At 62.5% G+C, this 19,977-nt stretch carries 19 protein-coding genes; 5 read left to right on the forward strand and 14 right to left on the reverse strand.

Annotated elements, in window-relative coordinates:
• Window positions 1–4: 4 nt before the first annotated feature.
• The 5 genes from LMTR3_RS36005 to LMTR3_RS00995 form a co-directional block, all read right to left on the reverse strand.
• A complete protein-coding gene (locus tag LMTR3_RS36005) occupies window positions 5–271 on the reverse strand; it encodes an HGGxSTG domain-containing protein (RefSeq protein ID WP_084029312.1) in 267 nt (88 codons plus the stop codon).
• Entirely contained in the window at window positions 268–1,011 is a 744-nt protein-coding gene (locus LMTR3_RS00980; protein ID WP_349643783.1) for a hypothetical protein, read from the reverse strand. The genes LMTR3_RS36005 and LMTR3_RS00980 overlap by 4 nt, the downstream gene beginning before the upstream one ends.
• Before the next feature lie 300 nt (window positions 1,012–1,311).
• Window positions 1,312–4,425: an efflux RND transporter permease subunit gene (locus tag LMTR3_RS00985; protein ID WP_065743222.1), complete on the reverse strand. Its 3,114-nt coding sequence runs from the start codon at window positions 4,423–4,425 to the stop codon at window positions 1,312–1,314.
• Entirely contained in the window at window positions 4,425–5,537 is a 1,113-nt protein-coding gene (locus LMTR3_RS00990) for an efflux RND transporter periplasmic adaptor subunit (RefSeq protein ID WP_065743344.1), read from the reverse strand. Before LMTR3_RS00990 ends, LMTR3_RS00985 begins: the two co-directional genes overlap by 1 nt.
• A 24-nt stretch (window positions 5,538–5,561) precedes the next feature.
• Entirely contained in the window at window positions 5,562–5,927 is a 366-nt protein-coding gene (locus tag LMTR3_RS00995; RefSeq protein ID WP_084029314.1) for a hypothetical protein, read from the reverse strand.
• Between the two features lie 195 nt (window positions 5,928–6,122).
• Between LMTR3_RS00995 and LMTR3_RS01000 the strand changes: the two genes are divergently transcribed.
• From LMTR3_RS01000 to LMTR3_RS01015, 4 genes are all read left to right on the forward strand, one after another.
• Window positions 6,123–6,701: a TetR/AcrR family transcriptional regulator gene (locus tag LMTR3_RS01000; protein WP_065743346.1), complete on the forward strand. Its 579-nt coding sequence runs from the start codon at window positions 6,123–6,125 to the stop codon at window positions 6,699–6,701.
• A 132-nt stretch (window positions 6,702–6,833) separates the two neighbouring features.
• The gene (fabF, locus tag LMTR3_RS01005; protein WP_065743223.1) at window positions 6,834–8,138 is read left to right on the forward strand and encodes a beta-ketoacyl-ACP synthase II; all 1,305 of its coding nucleotides are present in this window, start codon (window positions 6,834–6,836) and stop codon (window positions 8,136–8,138) included.
• A 51-nt stretch (window positions 8,139–8,189) separates the two neighbouring features.
• Window positions 8,190–9,032: an SDR family NAD(P)-dependent oxidoreductase gene (locus LMTR3_RS01010; RefSeq protein ID WP_065743224.1), complete on the forward strand. Its 843-nt coding sequence runs from the start codon at window positions 8,190–8,192 to the stop codon at window positions 9,030–9,032.
• Between the two features lie 212 nt (window positions 9,033–9,244).
• Window positions 9,245–9,541 (forward strand): cytosolic protein, encoded by a 297-nt coding sequence (locus tag LMTR3_RS01015; protein WP_065743225.1) that lies wholly within the window; start codon window positions 9,245–9,247, stop codon window positions 9,539–9,541.
• Window positions 9,542–9,602: 61 nt separating this feature from the next.
• On the opposite strand, the gene LMTR3_RS01020 is transcribed toward LMTR3_RS01015, so the two are convergent.
• Both LMTR3_RS01020 and LMTR3_RS01025 read right to left on the reverse strand, forming a co-directional pair.
• A complete protein-coding gene (locus tag LMTR3_RS01020; protein WP_065743226.1) occupies window positions 9,603–10,610 on the reverse strand; it encodes a hypothetical protein in 1,008 nt (335 codons plus the stop codon).
• Between the two features lie 8 nt (window positions 10,611–10,618).
• Complete coding sequence (locus LMTR3_RS01025; RefSeq protein WP_065743227.1) at window positions 10,619–13,483, reverse strand: penicillin-binding protein 1A; 2,865 nt, start codon at window positions 13,481–13,483, stop codon at window positions 10,619–10,621.
• A 391-nt stretch (window positions 13,484–13,874) separates the two neighbouring features.
• Between LMTR3_RS01025 and LMTR3_RS01030 the strand changes: the two genes are divergently transcribed.
• On the forward strand, window positions 13,875–14,441 hold the full coding sequence (locus LMTR3_RS01030) for a hypothetical protein (RefSeq protein WP_065743228.1): 567 nt from the start codon (window positions 13,875–13,877) through the stop codon (window positions 14,439–14,441).
• 43 nt (window positions 14,442–14,484) lie between these two features.
• Here the strand turns inward: LMTR3_RS01030 and LMTR3_RS01035 are convergent, their stop codons facing one another.
• The 7 genes from LMTR3_RS01035 to LMTR3_RS01065 all read right to left on the reverse strand — a co-directional run bounded on the left by LMTR3_RS01035 (window position 14,485) and on the right by LMTR3_RS01065 (window position 19,972).
• Window positions 14,485–15,285, reverse strand: a complete 801-nt coding sequence (locus tag LMTR3_RS01035) for a methyltransferase domain-containing protein (RefSeq protein WP_065743229.1) — start codon at window positions 15,283–15,285, stop codon at window positions 14,485–14,487.
• A gap of 240 nt (window positions 15,286–15,525) precedes the next feature.
• Entirely contained in the window at window positions 15,526–15,750 is a 225-nt protein-coding gene (locus LMTR3_RS01040; protein WP_065732441.1) for a tautomerase family protein, read from the reverse strand.
• A 59-nt stretch (window positions 15,751–15,809) separates the two neighbouring features.
• A complete protein-coding gene (locus tag LMTR3_RS01045) occupies window positions 15,810–16,364 on the reverse strand; it encodes an OsmC family protein (protein ID WP_065743347.1) in 555 nt (184 codons plus the stop codon).
• A 131-nt stretch (window positions 16,365–16,495) separates the two neighbouring features.
• Window positions 16,496–17,566 (reverse strand): alpha/beta fold hydrolase, encoded by a 1,071-nt coding sequence (locus LMTR3_RS01050; RefSeq protein WP_065743230.1) that lies wholly within the window; start codon window positions 17,564–17,566, stop codon window positions 16,496–16,498.
• Window positions 17,567–17,637: 71 nt separating this feature from the next.
• Window positions 17,638–18,660: a YeiH family protein gene (locus LMTR3_RS01055; RefSeq protein ID WP_065743231.1), complete on the reverse strand. Its 1,023-nt coding sequence runs from the start codon at window positions 18,658–18,660 to the stop codon at window positions 17,638–17,640.
• A 220-nt stretch (window positions 18,661–18,880) separates the two neighbouring features.
• Window positions 18,881–19,102 carry a hypothetical protein gene (locus LMTR3_RS01060; RefSeq protein WP_065743232.1) on the reverse strand — a complete coding sequence of 74 codons (222 nt, stop codon included), beginning with the start codon at window positions 19,100–19,102 and terminating at the stop codon, window positions 18,881–18,883.
• A 135-nt stretch (window positions 19,103–19,237) separates the two neighbouring features.
• Complete coding sequence (locus LMTR3_RS01065; RefSeq protein ID WP_065743233.1) at window positions 19,238–19,972, reverse strand: SDR family NAD(P)-dependent oxidoreductase; 735 nt, start codon at window positions 19,970–19,972, stop codon at window positions 19,238–19,240.
• Window positions 19,973–19,977: the final 5 nt, after the last annotated feature.

Below are 19,977 nucleotides of genomic sequence, written 5' to 3' on the forward strand. Positions count from 1 at the left end.
CCAATCACTTCACCTTCTCCAGCACCCTACGAACCTCACCCAACAGCGCCCGTATCTCCCTTCGCTCGGCTATCGCGTCCCTGGTGAACAGGCCGTGCTTGCGCGCGTTCTGGTTTGCCCTTGGCGCGCCGGATCCCTGTGCACCGCCATGCATGCGGCAGCGCTTCCTGCCGCTCACCGCCGGCGAGCGGCACGCGCCGCTGCAACGGGTTTTGGCGCCACAACGTGGGCTCGCCAGCATCGGGCCGGTCGTTCTGATGTGATCGCTCATGCCTGTGCTTCCCGCTTGGCATCAGCGGAAGCGGGCCTTCGCCTGGAGCCCGCGGCCTTCGGCGCATGCCGCGCCGCGGCCGGGCTCTTGTCCGACACGATCACGCTCGCATGCTGCGTGACGTTGCCGACAATGGCCTTGCCGCCATCCCCGACCGACACGTTCTGCACGGTGATGGCGGGCTCGCCATGGCTCCGGTAACGATTGAGCGTCTCGATCTGGGCGGGAAACGTGCGGGCGAGCCTGCCCAATGCGCGGGCGGCACTGTCGTGCTGCGCGAGATCGTCCGCATTCGCAAGGTGATGGGCGCATCGCATCGCCATCACATGAACCGAAACCATCTGCGCCACCAGCATGGCCTCGACGGAATCCCGGGGGCGAATGCTCTTCACCATCGAAATCATGAAGGAGAGGTTGACCTCGTCGGGCCTCTCGCCGCTCACGCTGGCCTTTACCAATTGCCTGATAATGCCATGCATCGCTTCGCGATCGGTGACCCCCAGCGCGTTCGCCATGAGCTGCTCGCCGAGTGCTTGATCGGGATGGTCGAGGGAGAATCCGTGCGACTGAAGCTTTATTCGCGGGAGTGCGGCAGCTTTGGCCTGGTCGGGCGCGGCGATCGCCGTTGGCGCAGTAACGTCAGGAGCGGTGTTCATGTCGATATTTCCCGGCAGGCGCGCGGACACTGCGCGCGGCTCGGCCACGCGCAGGCGATCGCTCGCCGCGGCGGTCGGGTTCATTTTCAATGGTGGGTGAGGCTTCTTCGGCTGCAATCGCAACGGACGCGCCCGCTATTGCGGGGCGATGGTTGCATACAGGATTTCTGAATAATGAAAGGATGCCGCTGATTTGCCCGACGCGTCAAGTTGCTTTGTCGAATGCCGGCGGCCGCCTGCTACTTTGCATGGGGTTGTTTTCGATATTTTGGGAGCGCGCACCTTCCAAGGGGAGTTCTCCAACGTCACCCGCAGCTATGCCGGCAAAGCCACGGTGCGATACAGCGGAGGAGAACTTGAACCGTCCCCTCCGACAACAGCGTCCTACTCGGCAGCCATTGCCGGTCGCAATTTCAAATCCTCCGTCGAATCCTCATGGATCTCATCTTCTGCCGTCGGCTTGATCCGAAACCACGCGGCATAAAGCGCAGGCAAGAACAGCAGGATCAGTACCGTGCCGACTGCGGTGCCGCCGATCAGCGTATAGGCCATCGATCCCCAGAAGACGGAATGCGTGAGAGGGATGAAGGCCAGCACGGCGGCAAGTGCAGTCAGGATCACCGGCCTCGTGCGTTGCACCGTGGCCTCGATGATGGCGTGATAGTCGTCAAGGCCGGCAGCACGGTTCTCCTTGATTTGTTCGGTCAGGATCAGCGTGTTGCGCATCAGGATGCCGGCCAGTCCTATCAGGCCCAGAATGGCATTGAATCCGAAGGGCTGGTTGAAGGCGAGCAACACCGGCACGACACCGACGAGGCCGAGTGGTGCCGTCAGCATGACCATGGCCATCGTCGAGAAGGATCGCACCTGCAGCATGACGACGATCAACATGGCGGCGATCATGGCGGGAAAGATCGTCGCCAACGCGTCATTGGCCTTGGTTGCCTCCTCGATCGATCCGCCCAATTCGATGCGATAGCCGGCCGGAAGCGATGCGATCAGCGGCTGAAGCGCCGTCTTGATCTCCTTGGAGACCTCCGGAGGTTGGGTCGCTTCATTGATATCAGAGCGAATCGTGACCACGGGTGTGCGATCGCGGCGCTTCATGATCGGCTCTTCCAGACGGATTTCCGAATGGCCGATCTGGTCGAGCGGAATCGGGCGGCCGTCCCGGCTCATCAGTGAGAAATCCGCCAGACGCGCCGGATCCAGCCGCTCGCCGCCGGCGCTGCGTGCCACGATGGGGACATTGCGAATGTCCTCGCGGACCTGCGTAACCGGGATGCCCGTAAGAAGAAACTGCAGTTGCCGGCCCACCTCCGCTGGCGAGAGGCCGATGAGGTTCAGTCGATCCTGATCCGGGATGAAGCGGAGCACGGGTGTGCGGTTACCCCAGTCGCGGCTGGCCTGCCGCACATCGGGAACGCCACGCATGATGTCGAGGGCTTTCTCGGAAATGCTGTACAGTTGCGCGGGATCAGGCCCCACGATCCGAAACTCGACCGGGAACGGCGTGTAGGGTCCGAACACAAGCTGCGTGACGCGCACATTGGCCTCAGGTGCAAGCCCCTCTGACACCGCCTGTCGGAGCCGGTGCTTCAAAGCTTCGCGCGCCTCCGCATCCGGTGTAAGCACGACGATCTTGGCGAAGGCCGGATCAGGCAGCTCCGGCGCCATCGCGAAGAAGAAGCGGGGAGCGCCCTGACCGACATAGCTCGTGACGATCTTGGCCTCCGACTGGTGGCCCAGCCAGTGTTCGAGCTTCTCGACGGTTGCGGTCGTCGTCCCAATGCTGGTGCCTTCCGGTAGACGAACCTCCACCAGCACTTCGGGGCGGTCGGACGTCGGGAAGAACTGCTGTTTGACGGCGCCCATGCCGACGACGGAAAGCGCGAAGGCGATGGCGACGATGCCGCTGGTTACGAACTTGTGGCGCACGGCGAAGGTGATGAGGCTTCGCAGACGCCGATAGTTCGGTGTGCCGTAAATCGCGTGGTGACCGCCTTCGACCGGCTTGATCGCGGGCAGCATCTTGACGCCAAGGTAGGGCGTGAAGACCACCGCAACGATCCAGGAGACGATGAGCGCGAATCCCACGACCCAGAAGATGTTGCCGGCGTATTCGCCGGCCGTCGAGCGCGCGAAGCCCACCGGCAGGAATCCGGCGACCGTCACGAGTGTACCCGACAGCATCGGCGCCGCAGTGTGGCTCCAGGCATAGGCCGCCGCCTTGATGCGGTCCATGCCTTCTTCCATTTTCACCACCATCACCTCGATGGCGATGATGGCGTCGTCCACGAGAAGACCAAGCGCCAGGATGAGGGCGCCGAGCGTGATGCGGTCGAAGAACCGGCCGGTTTCCAGCATGATGAGGAACACGACGGCAAGCGTCAGAGGGACGGCGGCCGCCACGACGATGCCGACGCGCCAGCCGAGGCTGAGCAGGCTCACCAGCAGCACCACGCCGAGCGCCATCGCAAACTTCATCATGAATTCGTCAACCGCCGAGGTGATGTTGACGGCCTGGTCGCTGACCTTGGCCAGAGTCATCCCGAGTGGCAGCGTCCGGGCGATAGCTGCGGACCTCTCCTCCAGCGCCTTGCCGAGCGCGAGGCCGTCCCAGCCCTCCTGCATAACCGCTGCGAGCATGACGGAGGGCTCACCCTGGTGTCGAATGAGGTAGGTGGGAGGATCCTCGTAGCCGCGGCGGACTTCGGCGATGTCGGAGAGTTTCAGCGTCCGCCCCGCAGCCACGATCGGCGTGTCGGCGATCGCCTGGACGCTGTCATAAGCGCCGTCGACCCGGATGAAGACCTGCGGCCCCTTGGTGTCGATCGAGCCTGCCGGTGTGACGGTGTTCTGCCGCTGCAAGGCGGCAACGATATCCTGTGCCGACACGCCAAGCGTTGCCAGTTTGGCATAGGAAAACTCGATGAATATCTGTTCGGGACGTTCACCGAGGATGTTGATCTTCTTGACGCCGGGCACGTGCAGGAGGTCCTGGCGAATGGTCTCGGCTTGCCTGGCGAGTTCGCGCATCGGCATGCCCTTCGCCTTGAGGGCATAAAGGGCGAAGCTCACGTCCGAATATTCGTCGTTGACGAAGGGGCCGAGCACACCGGTCGGCAGCTTGCGCGCTTCATCCCCAAGCTTCTTGCGGGCCTGGTAGAACTCCTCCTGCACGCTGGATGGCGGTGTGCTGTCTTTCAGCGTAACCGTCATGTACGCATAACCTGGCCGTGTGGTCGTCTCCACCCGGTCGTACCAGGTCAGCTCCTGAATCCGCTTCTCCAAGGGTTCGGCGACCTGGTCCTGCATCTCGCGCGACGTCGCGCCCGGCCATACCGTCGTGACCGTCAGGGTCTTGATGGTGAAGGAGGGGTCCTCCGCCCGCCCGAGCATGAGGAAGGCGTAGGCGCCTGCGGCCGCCAGCAGGACGATGAAGAACAGGGTGACGGCCCGTTCACGAACGGCGATCGCGGAAAGATTGAGGCTCATCAGTTGCTCCTCGTTTCAGACGCAGTCCTGACGCGAGCGCCCTCCTGCAGGAGATGAGCGCCGAGCGAAACAACCGGATCACCAGAACTCAGTCCGGAGATCACGGCGGTTTCGCCGCTCACCCGAACAAGCTTGACCGGCCGAAAGCGTACGGTCGAGGTGGCGCTATCCAGGACCCACACACCGGTCTTCCGGCCGTCATCGAGCACGGCTCCGAGCGGCACCTGAACTTCCGGCTGAATAGCCTGGCTTGCCAGCCGAATGGTTACCGTCGCGCCAAGCGGTGCTGCCGCGGCCTCACCGTCGAGCACATAACGGGCCTCATAGGTACGGGTCTGAGCATCGGCGGAATCCGACAACTGCCGCAGATGCGCCGTATAGCGCCGCCCATCGGCCGCCCCATACACGCTGGCCTCGGCCGCGGAGCCGATCGCCGGCCGGATCGTTTCGGGAAGCGCGACCACAGCTTCGCGGGGGCCGGCCTTTGCGATCCGAACGACGGTCTGGCCGGCAGAGACGACCTGCCCGGGCTCGCCAAGCGTTTCGACCACCGTTCCGTCCGCATCCGCAACGAGAACCGAATAGGTCGCCTCGTTTTCGGCGACCCGCGCATCCGCTTCGGCGGTGGCGAGTTGCGCCTCGGCCGTATCCAGCGCGGCCTTCGCTTGCTCATAGCGCTGTCGGGAGGCCCATCCGTTGCTCACCAACCTGGCGTATCGCTGTTCATCCGCGTCGGTCTGAACGACAGATGCACGCGCCGCGGCAACGGCGTTGCGCTTCGCCGTGACCGCAAGGCGAAGGTCGGTCTCGTCGATCCTCATCAGCGGCTCACCGGCTTTGACCTGCTGACCGGCATTCACAAGCCGTTCCACGATCTTGCCGGCGACGCGAAATCCGAGGTTGCTCTGCACCCTCGCACCTATGACGCCCGTGAAGCCGCGTTCGGATCCATTCACCCGCGCTGCGGCCGCCAGTCTGACGATCGGTGGTTGCTGCCTAGGGTCGCTCACGGCGGAGGCTTCCTGCGTGCGCATGGAAACTGTGATGAACGCGGCCGCCCCTGACATCGCGATCAGGAGTCCCCCCAGCACAACAGCGGGTCTTTTCTTCATGGCCATTGCCTCATTTTGCGGCGGTCAGTGCTTTTGCGCATCGGCTCGCAGATGCTTGTCGGTCTTGGTCGAGACCGTCACCTTCTCGCCAGACCTCGAGAACGCGTAGAGCGAGTCCTGGTAGCCCGGCATGGAGAAGGCCACGGAGTCGCCGTCGGCGAGGCCCATGACGACGCGCAGCGGATCGCCCCCGCCCTTCTTCGGCGCGAAGGTGGCGGTGACCTCCAGGAGGTCGCCATCGACCGGAACGTAGTAGACCGCCATGTCGAGGCGTCCCACGTGAAGGCTGCCGCCTTCGACAGGGCGTACGACGGTGGCTTTCTCGGCAAACGCGGGCGTCGCCAGAAACAGCGCAGCTAGGAGCGATGCGCCCAGGGTCCTGCGGATCATCTCGTATCTCCTCTTGTTAGATTTTGATCGACCTCTATATGCCTCATATAGATTTCGATCGCAATCTAAAAATGAGAATTCACGAAACAGTGACCGCGGCAAGTTCCCTTCGGGTGAGCAATAGCCCCTCCTAATAGATTGCATTCGACTTCTATCTGGTATAGATGTCGAACGAAATCAAAAATGGAGTCGACAATGCGCGTGAGTCGGATTCAGGCCGCGGAGAACCGTCAAACCGTAATCAATGTGGCAAGTCGCCTTTTTCGGGAGCGCGGCTTTGATGGCATCGGCCTTAAAGATCTGATGAAGGGTGCCGGGCTGACCCAAGGCGGCTTTTACAAGCAGTTCGCGTCAAAAGAGGATTTGGCGGCAGAGGCGTCCAGGCGGGCGTTGGAGAGCGCCTCCCGCCGATGGTCGGACGCGGCCGCGGAGAATCCTGATGATCCGCTTGGTGCGGTGATCGCGTTCTATCTCAGCGCTGACCATCGCGAAGAAAAGATGGACGGCTGCCCGATCGTGGCGCTCGGCTCGGATGCCGCCAGACAGGGGTCCGACGTGAAAGCGGCATTCGAAGCGGGGATCAAGGCGCATCTCGAAGTCCTCGGCCGCTTGATTGCCGAGACCGACGGCGAGAAGTCCAAGGGCAAAGCCATGGCCATTCTCACGACAATGGTCGGTGCGGTGACGCTATCGCGCGTCGTCAACGACCCCGATCTGGCTCAGGCTTTTCTGGATAGGGCGACCGAACAGGTTCGCGAAGTCGTCGCCGCTTGAGATGAACGGCTGATGTCCCCGTCTCCGGCGCTCTGTATCGGCGGAGCTGAAGCGGCTGCGAGCGCGTGTCAGCTCAGGATTGAGCCACGACGTAGGCAGCGTTGGCGGCGCACCCAATGGGTAGGAGAATAGATGCGACGGATTGTTGTTACAGGCATCGGCGCGGTCACGCCCCTTGCTGCAGATGTCGAAGCGTCCTGGTCGCGTCTCCTGGCCGGTCGCTCGGGCATCCGCCGGCTTCCAGACGATGTGGTGGGAGACCTGCCAGCCAAGATCGGCGGCGTGGTTCCCTCCCTGGAGGAGGACCCCGAAGCTGGCTTCGAACCGAATACCGTCTTTGCGCCGAAGGACCAACGCAAGGTAGACCGGTTCATTCTCTTCGGGCTCGCGGCTGCGCAAGAGGCACTCGCCCAAGCGAGGTGGGCACCCGTCTCGGAAGCGGATCGCTTGCGCACGGCCACGATCGTCGCTTCGGGTATCGGCGGCTTCCCTGCCATAACCGAGGCGGTGCGTACGGTCGATCTGCGCGGCGTCCGCCGTTTATCGCCTTTTACCGTGCCGTCCTTCCTGGTGAACCTCGCGGCGGGCCACATCTCGATCCGTTACGGCTTCAAAGGCCCGCTCGGCGCACCGGTGACGGCGTGTGCGGCCGGCATCCAGGCAATCGGCGATGCGGCTCGTCTTATCCGCGCCAACGAAGCCGATATCGCCGTATGCGGTGGAACGGAAGCATGCATGAATATTGTCAGTCTCGCTGGTTTTGCTGCAGCTCGTTCTCTTTCGACCGGCTTCAATGAAACACCTGATCGGGCTTCGCGCCCCTTCGACATGTTGCGTGACGGCTTCGTCATGGGCGAAGGAGCCGGCATCCTGGTCATCGAGGAATTGAGCCACGCGCTTGCGCGTGGCGCGAAACCGCTCGCCGAGCTCGTCGGCTACGGCACCACAGCGGACGCTCATCACGTCACTTCCGGTCCCGAGGACGGCGACGGTGCGCGCCGAGCTATGGAGATCGCGATTACCCAAGCCGGTATTTCGGCGAGTGAGATTGTGCACCTCAATGCGCACGCAACCTCCACGCCGGTCGGTGATCTGGGGGAAATCGCGGCTATCAGAAGGGTCTTCGGCACAGAATCCACTATCGCTGTCAGCGCAACGAAGTCGGCGACCGGACACCTGCTCGGAGCCGCCGGCGGGCTTGGAGCCATCTTCACGATCCTGGCGCTCAGGGATCAGATGGCACCGCCGACTCTCAATCTGAGCGCGCCCGATCCGGCCGGCCATGGAATAGATTTCGTCGCAAACCAGGCTCGCCCAATGGAGATGGACTACGCAATCTCCAATGGCTTTGGCTTCGGGGGAGTCAACGCCAGCGCGTTGTTCCGACGCTGGACGGACAAGCTGGCCGACACGAGCGCCGGACCGTCCCGTGATTGAAGCCTTTTCTTCCTGTTTTTCCAATCCATCAAATAGACGACGGAGAGAACGATGTCGAAAGAGTCGATCAGTTCGGTAACGGGAGCTCCCGGCGCAACCGATGGAACAATAAACAGCCTCGCCGGAAAGCGGGCGTTGATCACGGGAGCATCGAGTGGCCTCGGTCTTGAATTTGCCGATCTACTGGCGGCGCAGAAGGTCAATCTCGTATTGGCGGCCCGCCGGCTCGAACCGATGGAAAGGCTCGCCTCCGATCTTCGCCGCAAATACGGGTTGGATGTGTTGGTCGAGGCGATCGATCTTGCCTCGCCCGGTGCACCTAGCCGCCTGAAAAGCAGTCTCGACGCGAGGTCCGTGACGATCGATATCTTGGTGAACAACGCCGGATACGGCTTGCACGGCGATTTTTTGGAAACGCCGATCGAGCGCACCGCGAACATGACCCAGCTCAACATCACGACGCTCACCGAGCTGACCTATCTCTTCGGCCGCGACATGGCCACACGGCGATCTGGACACATCCTTCTCGTCGCCAGCCTCCTGGCCTTCCAGGCCGTTCCCAGCTATGCGGCCTATGCGGCGACCAAGGCTTACGTGCTCGCCCTTGGCGAGGCCCTGCATGACGAACTCCGCCTGCATGGCGTGGTCGTGACCAGCCTCTGCCCCGGGCACACCGCGACGGAATTCGATGCGACAGCCGGCGCAACCGCCTCGCCCTTGCTGCGTCTCCTTACGATGAAGCCGCGTCCGGTCGCTGCGAGCGGTATCCGGGCGCTCTTGCAAGGAAAGGCCATGGTCGTCGCAGGCCTGTCGAACAAGATGGCCGCCTTTTCAAACCGTCTGACGCCGCGATCAATGCAAAGAGCCACAATGAGAAGAATAATGGGGCCATAGAGACGTTCTGGACCGTCTCAACGCAGCTCACCGATGCCGCGGAATTCGGTATCGGAGCCGTGATCGGCATCTCGACCCCGTCCTGCGCGCTCCTATTCTCAGTCGTCATTCTCGGTCTTATGTATCTATCGATAAGCACCAGCCCGACGTAACCGCGAACATTGTTCGCAGGACCGCGATGCTGGTGAAACCAACGACCAGGGAGTTGATCGATGAGGTCCTTTCTGCTGCTTACGGCCGGTGGTCCATTGCTGGTCCTCACGTCCCACGAAACGCTGCACGATCCGAAGTTCCTGAGCAGGCTCAAAGCCAAGGGAATCGGCAAGTTTGTCGCCTTCGATGTGCCGCTCGATCTCGCGAAGGAGCGCTATGGCGGACATTTCCACGCGGTCGAGAGCGATTTGCACGAAACAGACGATCTGAGGATGCTCGATTACAATGGCCAGCGGATCTTTCAACTGTTTCGTTTCGACGAACTCGGTGCCGCGATATTGCAAGAACAAGCCTGAGGCACGTTTGATCGCGTAAGATATGAGTGAGGCGCCAGTCTAGTTCGCGCACACGATCCGCTCATTCCCGCTCCATGATCTCGGCGATCGCCTTGATGCGGCTTTTGGCGTATTTCGGCAGGCCGGCGCTCAACGAATCGCCGCTGTTGAAGGAGCTGTTGCCCATGAGCAGTTGCGCGGGCACGAGGTTTCGCAGCATGGGTGTGTTGCTGTACTCCTTTTGCTTGTTCAGCACGTCGTTCCTGACCGCAATCAGGATGTAGACCGTCGCGATGGCGGCGTCCCGCTCGGTCGGATGCTGTTGCAGAACCGCAAGCAGCTTGCCGAACTGGATGACCTGGTTGACCCAAAAGATGTTCTGCTCGAGCCCACTGGTGACTGTGGAGTCGAGCCCGGTCAGGCTCGGCAGCTCGGCAAGGTGCGGCTGCGCGACCAGCATGATCTCACTCTGAAACTCGATGAAATCCGGAATGGGCTTTTTGCTCTCCTCGCGCAGCTTGTTGGCAAGCTGAATGCCCGACGGAATTTTGCCTTCGAACGTGTAGCGGGACTGCACGCAGACCGCCTTCGCGTCCTCACACCAGCGGCGATCCGGCGGACGGTTGTGCGCGGCGCCTGCGTCCTTGTTCGGAACAGCATCGCTCGCCGTGATCGGCCGGTGCTTGACCGCCGGATCGATCTGCTCGAGGAAAGCGACACTCGCATACCGCGACAGATCCAATGCCGCTGCCGGTTTTGGAAGTCGAAACCGCGCCTCCGCCTGGTAGACCGAGAGCTTCAGCTTCGTTTGTTGTTTGAGCGTGGGCTCTACGAAGCTCGGGAAGAGCGAGAGGAAGCGCCGCTGAACCGGGCGTGAGCGGGTCCAATCGTCGAAAGGAATGAGCCCGGTCGAGGAATCGGCGAGCTTGTCGTTGCGTTGGTCGGCGAAGATGACCGTGCGCGGCTTGATCTGTTCGATCGGAACGCTGGCGGCTGCTGGCACGTCCTCCACCTGGAATTCCTGCGCCGCCGCGCTCGCGCAAGTGGCCACGCAGGCGGCGATGAGGGCGGCGGCACGGTAGAGGCTCATGGCAATGCTCAATTCAGCCGCCGCCAGAAGTAATCGGGATCGACTCGGAGCGGCGGTCGCGGGAGGCGGTCCTCGTCATCGGGATATTCGCGCCAGGAGGGATATCCGCGCGGACCAAGACGCCAGGTTGGGAATGGAAAGGGCAGCCGGTTGTCGCCGTAAAGGCGATTGCCGTAGGACCACTGCTGGAATGGTCCGTCGTCTTCGTCACGACCGCCACGATAGGTGTAGCTTTCCGCACGCGAGACGATCCGAAATTGCGAATCATCGATTCTGCCCGCCGGATCCCTCTTGAAGTACTCGGTGAAAGCGCGCCCGGAGCCGGCCGGTACAGGATCGCCGGTATGAGGATCGATCGACAGAGTAGCGAGCTGGCGCATGGCTTCGCGTGAAGGGCCATTCAACGCCGTCTTGGGAGCGTGCAGCTCCCAGGCTGCCTGCACGATCGGCTCGAACATCGGCAGCGCCACTTTCCCCCCGGTCTGGCCCGGCCCAAGGGTGCGGCGCTCGCCGTCGCTGTTGTCGTAGCCGATCCAGATGGCGACGGTGACGTCGTTTGTGAAGCCGACGAACCAGGCATCGGCCGAATTGTCAGTGGTACCAGTCTTGCCGCCGACATAGGGCGAGAGATGCTTCACCGCGCGCGCTGTACCGCGCGCGAGCACGCCCTGCAGCATTGATTTCAACTGGTAAAACGATGCGCGGTCGGCGGAGCCGATCCAGTCCACCGCGCGCGGATCGTGCCGGTAAATTGGGTGGCCGTCCTGTTCGATCGTTTCGATCGCATGGGGCTGGGGCCGCGCGCCTTCGTTGGCGATCGCTGCATAGAACGCCGCAAGGTCGATGAGCCTCACAGTTTGGGCACCGAGCACGAACGGGTAGTAGCGCATGCAGTCCTTGTAGAGCTGCGCCTCCATCGCAAGCTCGCAGACCCGGTCAAGGCCTCGCTCGGCGCTGTCGTCGAGGCCGGTCGCGAGCAGTTGCGCGGTGGCGAGATTCCGGGAGTTTTCCAGCGCACGCCGCAGCGTAATGGCGCCCGAAGCGCCGCCCTCATAGTTCTTCGGCGACCAGAAACCGCGCTGGCGCGCGTAGCCCGTCGCGCCGATCGGTGCCAGCGTAATGGGTTCGTCCATCACCAGCGTGTTGGGCTGCAATCCCTTCCGAAGGGCGGCGAGGTAGGTCAGCGGCTTCAAGGTCGAGCCGGGTTGCCGCAGGCTCTGGACGGCGCGGTTGAGCTGGCTTGCCGGATACGAAAAGCCGCCGGCCATCGCGAGAATGTGGCCGGTTTCGTTCCCGAGTACGAGCGCCGCTCCCTGCACGGTCGGTCGAATGCGCAGATCGGCACGCGCCGCTTGCTTACCCTTGGTTTCGCGCACCTGCACATAGACCACGTCGTACGGCTTGAGACCGCGCCCGATCGCGGCGCTCCAGGTGTTCAGCGGCAGGATGCTTCCGTCGGTCAGACCGACGTTGATCGCATGGCCGCGCTTGCCACGCGTACTCTCCAGGACGACCGCCGATTGCCAGTGAACGTCATAGAGAGGTAGCCGCGTCGTCTTCAACGCCATGAGCCAAGCCGGTTCCGTGCCCCTCGGGTCAGCCGCTCTCAGACGGACAGCATCGGAAATGTTCGCCTCGGGTCCCTCAAATTTGTAACGCCTAGTGTTCAGCTCGTATTGCGCGAGGCCCTCCTGCAATGTCGCTTCGACTACGCGCTGCAAGGCCGAGTTGACGGTCGAGCGCACGGTGTAGGAGGAATTGGTGAGATTATCGAGGCCCGCGACCGCCTTTGCCTCGCGGGCGATGTGATCGACGAAGTGAAAGCCGAAGTCCCTTCGCGTCGGCCGGTACTCGACGAGCTGCGGTAGTACTGCCTGCGCCGCGGCGGCATCGATCATGGCGTCGTCCTGCATGCGGCCCAGCACGTAGGCAAGGCGCTCGCGCGCGCGCTCAGGGTGGTGGTCGGGATTGAAGTAGTTCGGTCCCTTGGCGAGCCCGGCGAGCAGCGCGCCCTCCACCGCGGAAAGCGCCTTGGCTGGCTTGCCGAAATAGCTACGCGCCGCCAGCTCGATGCCCCAGACTCCGCGACCGAGATAAATCGAGTTGAGATAGAGCTCGAGGATTTCCTCCTTGGTCAGGGCCCGCTCCATCCGCGAGGCAACGATCATTTCGCGCAATTTTCTCTCGTAAGTGACGTCGTTGCCCACCAGCAGGTTCTTGGCGACCTGCTGCGTAATGGTCGAGCCGCCCTGCGGCCGGCCCGGCTTCGTGAAGTTGCCGATGAAGGCGCGGACCAGTCCGCGCTCGTCAATGCCGGTGTGTTGGAAGAAGCGCTTGTCCTCGGCGGCGATGAACGCGTTGCGCACCGCTTCCGGGATATCAGCAAGCTTGACCCAGATGCGGCGATTGTTCGGCGCGTAAATTTCGGCAACGCGCTCGCTCTTGTTATCGAGAATTACGCTCGTGCCGGGAAGCCTGAGGTCTTTAAGCTGCGCGGCATCGGGCAGATCCTTGACCGCGCTGTTGTAGAAAGCGATGACCTGACCGAGATCGACCGGAGATCCTTCCACTTTTTCGACCTTGCAGAACTCCCGGTAGGCAACGTGGAGGTCGGCCAGATTCAATCCTTTGAGCGCCTTGATCTCACCGCTCAACGCTTCCTTGTCATCCATGGCAGTGGAAATCAGATCGTCCAGGTTGAGGTCCTCGATGTCGAAAGCCTTGCGCATGTGAGCGCAGCCGGCACTCAAAAGCTGCGCCACCTCGGATCGGTCGCGCACCGCATCGAACTCCGTCTTGACCCCATCCGGCCGGGTAGTGACCTGGCTGAAGGCAAGCGCCGTGGCGAAGATCTTGATGAGAATCGAGTCCATGACCTGCCGACGGTCGAAAACACCGCCTCCGTAAGGTCCTTTTTTGTAGGACGGTATTAAACAAGGCTGTTTTGAGGAAAAAGTTCCCGTTGGCTCGCTTTGGCCCGCGGTGAGTGCCGGTCATTCAGCGGGAGGACAGTGGAGACTCCCTGGTACGCCGGTGCATGGCGACGCGAATGTCGGGATTAGACCTTCGAGCGACCTCGACAACATCCGGTCGGCCCAAACCCTTGCCGCCGATTGCATCGCCAACGAAGAGATCATCTGCGGCTGAGCGCAGCCGTGCGACGGCTGCGCCCCGCAGCTTCTCCGGCCGTTCAGCACCGCTTCCGGCCGCGGAACCAACGCTGCGGCCAATGCGTTTTAGAAGCACAGTATTGGCAGCGCACTCATGATTGCCCTTTTCCCGGTCGTGCTTGCCGCGGCGCTCCTCAGCGCCACCATCGCCACGATGCCCGCGGATGCTGCTCCTCGAAAGAAGAAGCCCGCGGTTGCCCCTTCAGCTAGCGTCGCTCAGCCACCCACGGACAGATTTTTGGCCTGCGACGTTCGGGTGCGGGACTATCTTCGTGAAGGCGGAGCCGTGATACGGGTCACCAAGATCGAAGTGGATGATGCCCGACTGCAGTTGAACATTCATCATGAGTACGGAGAGGCGGGAAAGTCGACTCGGAAATACCTGCGCGGGGACAGCGAAGAAGAAATGCGCAAGAATCTGCGCGGAATATTGGATGAGTACGCGGCGGCTGCGAAGGCCGCAGCGGCTGGTCGCGCGTGGTATGTGATCGCTGCTCGCAAGGTCATGCCGGACCTCCGCGAGGGTTCGGGCGAGAACACGAGCCCGTGGACGGCCATTGTCCTCGCGGATTTCGAGGGAAAATGCAGACCCATCACGTTCTATCAGTCTGTCGATCGGAACAAGCTCGATCCTGAGGTAAGCAAGAGGTTGGATGAGTGAAGTTTTGCACGTGAAGTGATTTGCAGTCGTAGCGACGTGCCGCCTAAGGTCGTCTGCAGGTCGCGAGATGCGCCGATATGCTGAAAGCAAGCCCATCGGCCGTGAGATAGCGAGCGAAGATTGTTTCCGCCTCTGCCAGGATGCGATTGATCTGCGGCTCCGGCAGCACGACTCCCATGACGGGCAGCCAGCCCCTGAGTTCCGCCTCTACGAATTCGCGTATGTTGGGGAACCGTGCTGTGCCGCTACAGGTCGTGAGATCTACCAAGCCGGCTCCGGCGCCCTTGAACAACGCGGCGAGCCCCTGCCTGTCACCCAGCACAAACGGTGCGCGAAGCGCGTCACCGGCGGGCTTTCCGGCGACGCGATCCAAGAGGTCCACGAGGGCAGCGAATGCGGAGGCGTGCTCGATGACATCCCAGACTGCGACCGCGCACCTGCCGCCAGGCACCATCACGCGCAGCATCTCCCGGACCGCTTTGTCGCGATCCGAGAAGAACATCAGGCCGAACTGACACACAACAGCATCAAACGAATGATCCGGAAACGGCAGCGCCTCGGCCGCTCCATCGCGCCAGTCGATGCCGGGCGCGAGGCCTCGCGCCACGGCCAGCATTCCTGCGTTTGGATCAAGTCCGGCGACACGACCTGAGCTTTCGGTCCGCCTTGCCGCCTCGCGCGCCAGAACTCCGGTGCCGCAGGCAATGTCCAGAACGCGGTCGCCGCTCTCAATCCTGGCGGCATCTGCCACCATCGGCGCCCATTGCTGAAAGAGTGCTGGAACGAACAGTGCCTCGTAGGCCCTCGCAGCGTCGATCAAGGTTTGCGAAACAGGTGAGGTCATCGTGTCACCTCGCGCAAAAGCAAACTGGTGCTGGAAAGACGAAAAAGCTTCATGGTCGGGGAAGCTGATGCCTTGATCCGGGGAGGCCTTTCACAACCCGGTATCGGGTTCGCTTGCCGACCAAGCTTCGACCTCCTCGCGGAAGTCGCGTGGATCGGCAAGCACGATGGCGTGATCGAGCCCCGGAGGGTTCCGCTCCCGGATCACCGGCTTTCCCTGTAAGGGCACCGTGGCCGTCGGCTATGCCGCGCGTCCGGCAGCGATTGCTTTCACCTTTTCGGACGTCAGCCTCTCTCCGCCGATCGCCCAGTCGCCGCTTGCAACCTCATTGATCTTCACCCAGGTGACGCCGCGCATGTTCTCGCCCTCCACGGCGACCATCGCTTCGGTCACCTTCTCGATTAGCTGTTGCTTCTGTGCCGGTGTGAAAACGTCGCGAATGACGTGAATATCGACGAGTGGCATGGTCTGTTGCTCCTGTTCTAGGTTCAAGGTTTGGATCGCCGCGAAGCACTCGACGCGGCTCACTCAGCGGATGCAATAGCTGCCGGTCCGCGGAATCTCGTGTCCACCGCGATGTCGCTGCGCAAGGTCTGAAGAACGACGCAGCAGCGCTCGGCGACTGATGCAAGGCGACTGACCTGCGCTGGATCGGTGTTCTCTTCGGCCTCGATGAGCACGTCGACATCGATACGCTGGAAACCGACTGGGACCTGGCGGTCCACCACCAGACAGCCGCGCACGTCGGCGAAGGCCTTCACCTCGACCGCGAGGGTCTTAAGCGCGATTCCCATGCGCGCCGCGATCATCCGAAGCGTAGAGTCCAGGCAGGCGGCCAGCGCTGCACACAGCATGTCGCCCGGATTCAGTAGATCATGGTCGCCGCCAATGGTTCGGTGGATGCCGAAATCCAGCGAGACCTCACCATCGCCTGCAACGACCGCTCCATGGAATGGATCCCGGTCTGTGTTTGCAGCCCGTGCGTGATCTGCGATCTGCGCCTGCTCCGGCCTCTCGCGGTAGCGTTGGCGCAGAGGTTCCTGACGCGGCGTTACCATATCGATCGTGCTTGCGCTCATCGGGCCGCTCCCATGTATGTTGGCGATGATGCGAAGCATGCGGCAAGGCAGGCGAGGGCGCATGAGGCGCCAGTCCCATCGATGCGGATTGTTTTTCGGTGAAAGACGCCGAGTCGGGACGTTTGTCCCGGTCAGTCGCGGCCGAGGCCGGCCTCGCGCGCGGTGACGATCGCCTGCGCGCGGCTGGCAAGCCCGAGCTTGGCAAAGATCGTCGTCAAGTGGTTTCGCACGGTCTTTTCGGAAATGCGCAGCAGCTTCGCAATCTCATCGTTGCTGAGCCCGCGGGCGACTCTGTCCAGTATCTCCCTTTCACGCGCCGTCAGAGCGGCCAACTCGCCGGCCACCATTGTCTGGACAGGCTCGTCAGCCCTAAGGAAGTCGTCGAGCTCTTTGCGGAATACAGACCAGGCCTTCTCATGCGGAAGCAGAATGTGGTTCTTGCTCTCAAGCGGTACGAACCGGGCATTCGGGATCATCGCCGCCACCTGCCGGCCCGCCTCGAACGGCACCATCGCATCGCCGCGAACGTGAAAGACGAGTGTCGGCACGCTCACTTTGCCCGCCTCTGTGCGTATGTCGAAGGCGTGGAAGGCATTCCAGAGCCGGCAAGCGGTTTCAGGCGAGGCACTGCGCCGCTGCAGCTCGCCGATCCATTTGAGCTGCTCCTTGCCGCCGTCCGGCATCAGGAGATTGGCAAACACCTCGCGAAACGCTCCGGCATTCCGGCCCCAACCGATCTCGATCATCTGCGCGAGTGTCTGGGCCTGCCTGGCAGTTTTCTCCGCTGCACCGTCGACATAGGCACCGTGCGGATAGGCGCTGTAGAGGATGAGTCGGCTGACCCGGTCCGGGTGGCGCGCCGCGTAGGCAATCGCAACTGAGCCGCCCTGGCACAATCCAAAAAGCGGGAACCGGCGCAGGCCGGCAGCATCGACTACCGCTTCGAGGTCTGCCACCCAGGCATCCAGCGAGAAATCCGTCACGTTCCTGTCGGAAAGGCCGGAGCCTCTGGGATCGTGGCGGACAAGCGTATGCCGCTGCACGAATGCCTCCAGCCAGTGCCGCCAGACCGGACTCTCCCAATCGATTTCGAGGTGCGTGAACCAGTTGTTCACGCGAACAATGGGTGGTCCATGACCGGCCGTGGCAAAGGCGATGCGCACTCCGTCGCGGGACGTGCAGAACCGTATCGTCTGCCTCATCGTTGCTCCGTAGCCTGCTGTCCCCCTCGGCCATAATCATGGTACCATCTACGGGGCTGCGCGCCACATGGTCACGGGAATAGATGGACGAGCCCGATGCTCAGGCCCAGCAAGAGAAGCAGCGACAGCGTGACGGCGGCGGTGACCCTTCCCCCCACGGTCGAGAGCACGCGCACGTCGACGCCAAGGCCAAGCGCAGCCATCGAGAGGACGGTCAGGATAGCCGCCGTCTTCGTCACCGGTGCGACCACAAGATCCGGCACGAGCTGGAGCGAGCGCAGGACTGCAAGCACCAGAAAGCCGATGATAAACCAGGGCACCAGCTTGAATGGGCTGATGGCGGCGACCTTCGTTTGATCGGCGTGGAGCTTGCGGCGGCGCGCCGCGACCAGCGAGAGGGCGACCACGATCGGCCCCAGCATCAGCACGCGCACAAGCTTGACCAGCGTGCCAATTTGCGTGCTGACGATGCCCGCGGGCACGGTCGCCGCCAAAACCTGTGGAACGGCATAGACGGTGAGGCCCGCCAGAATGCCGTACTGCGTCGCCGATAGGGCAAGCAGGGGGATCAGGAGCGGCAGGCCCAGCACCATCAACACACCGAGGATGGCGGTGAAGGAGATCGACGAGGCGACATCGTCGCTATTGGCTCCGATCACCGGCGCGACGGCGGCGATTGCCGAGTTACCGCATATCGAATTGCCGCAGGCGATCAGGATCGACATTTTCGTAGGAAGCCCGAGCATGCGGCTGAGGCCGAAGCTCACCGCAAGCATTACGGCGACGGTGGCGACGATTGCGCCGATCAAGAGATAGCCGGAGGCCGCGATCGCGCCAAAACTGACGGACGCGCCGAGCAGCATGACGGCGACCTCGAGCAGTTGCTTGGCGCTGAAGGCTATGCCGGAACGCCAGCGCTGGGATGGTTGCCAGACGGTGCGAATCGCCATCCCGAGCAGGATCGCGATGACCAGTGCCTCGACGTAAGGATGGATGAAGACGTGCTCTTCGAGACGTTGCGCGCCCAGCGAAACGGCGGTGATGATGCCGCAGAGTGCGATCCCTGGAACGAGGGCCATGCCGCGGCTGAGCATGCCGGGTCGTGGCTTTGCGTCGTCAGAACTGCTTTGGGGTGGCGGCACTTATCCTCCTTGGAGAATAATTTATGCGCCGGACCACGCGGGCTCGCTAGTCCATTTTCGGATTGTGCCCATACAGAGAGGTTATATCCCTCAACCTGCATTTGCAGACGTCGGCGTGCCGTCGTCCCGGTGGCGGCCAACGACGATCAGATCAACCACTCGGGTCAAGATATTAAAGCGAGGCGAGCAAGCCATGCGCCCACGCGACGGCGCGCTCGAAGCTGAGATCGCCCGGCTCGAAATAGACCGCGCGCGCCAGCACGATGACGCCGACAAGCCCCCAGAACAGGCCTATGCCGGCCGATTTCAGCCATTTGGACGCGCCGCCGGGCGCAGTCGAAGGATCGACCGCCGGGACCGGCTCTCCAAAGGGATCGAATGCGGGCTGGCTCATGGTAGCTTCCGTTTCGCTGTAGCTAATGTCGCCAATAGCTGCGCGGAAGCAAGGGTAGAGGAATGCCTTTTGTGGCCGCGGCGTGGAAGCTCGTTTTCCGCTGCAGCCCCGGGCTAGGGTTTTCTTCTATCGTCCTCAGCCGGCGAGAAATCCGCCATCAACGGCGACAACCGTGCCGGTCGCGTATTGCGACGCCGGCATGCAGAGAAATGCAACCGCGCCGGCGATGTCCTCCGGCTGTCCCCACCTTTTGAGCGCCGTACGATCGGCAATGCGCTGGTAGTGCGCGCGCTCGGATCGTCCTGCTGCATTGATCGCCGTCTCGATGTAGCCCGGCGCGACCGCGTTGACGCGGATGCCTTCTTCCGCCCAGGCCAGTGCCAGCGCCTTGGTCAGCATGACGACACCGCCCTTGCTGGCGCAGTAGGCGGGAATGCGCGGCAGCGCGAGCGTTGCGTTCATCGATGCGATGTTCACGATCGAGCCTTTGGCGCCGGCAAGCGCGGCCCGAAAGGCCATGCAGGTGCGGAACGTACCGACGAGGTTGACATCGAGCACCTTTGTAAAGGTCTCGATCTCGAATTCCTTATCGCGCGCCAATATGCCGGCGCAGTTGACCAGCGCATCGACGCGTGCCTGGCGGCCTGCGAACGATGCGACTGCTTCATCATCGGTGATATCGAGGGGAGCCAACTGCAATCCCGGCCGGGGCCGTAGCACGGTGCGCGCGATATCGGCCTCGTCGACGCCGGTGGCGGTTACCGTCGCGCCGAGATCGCAGAACAGATTGGCAATGGCAGCGCCGATGTCGCCGGCGCCGCCGATCACCACGGCGTGGAATCCCGGAGCCAGCGCGAAGGGGGCGTTCATCGGAT

The organism is Bradyrhizobium sp. LMTR 3 (genome assembly GCF_001693485.1).
In the GTDB taxonomy this organism is placed as follows: domain Bacteria; phylum Pseudomonadota; class Alphaproteobacteria; order Rhizobiales; family Xanthobacteraceae; genus Bradyrhizobium.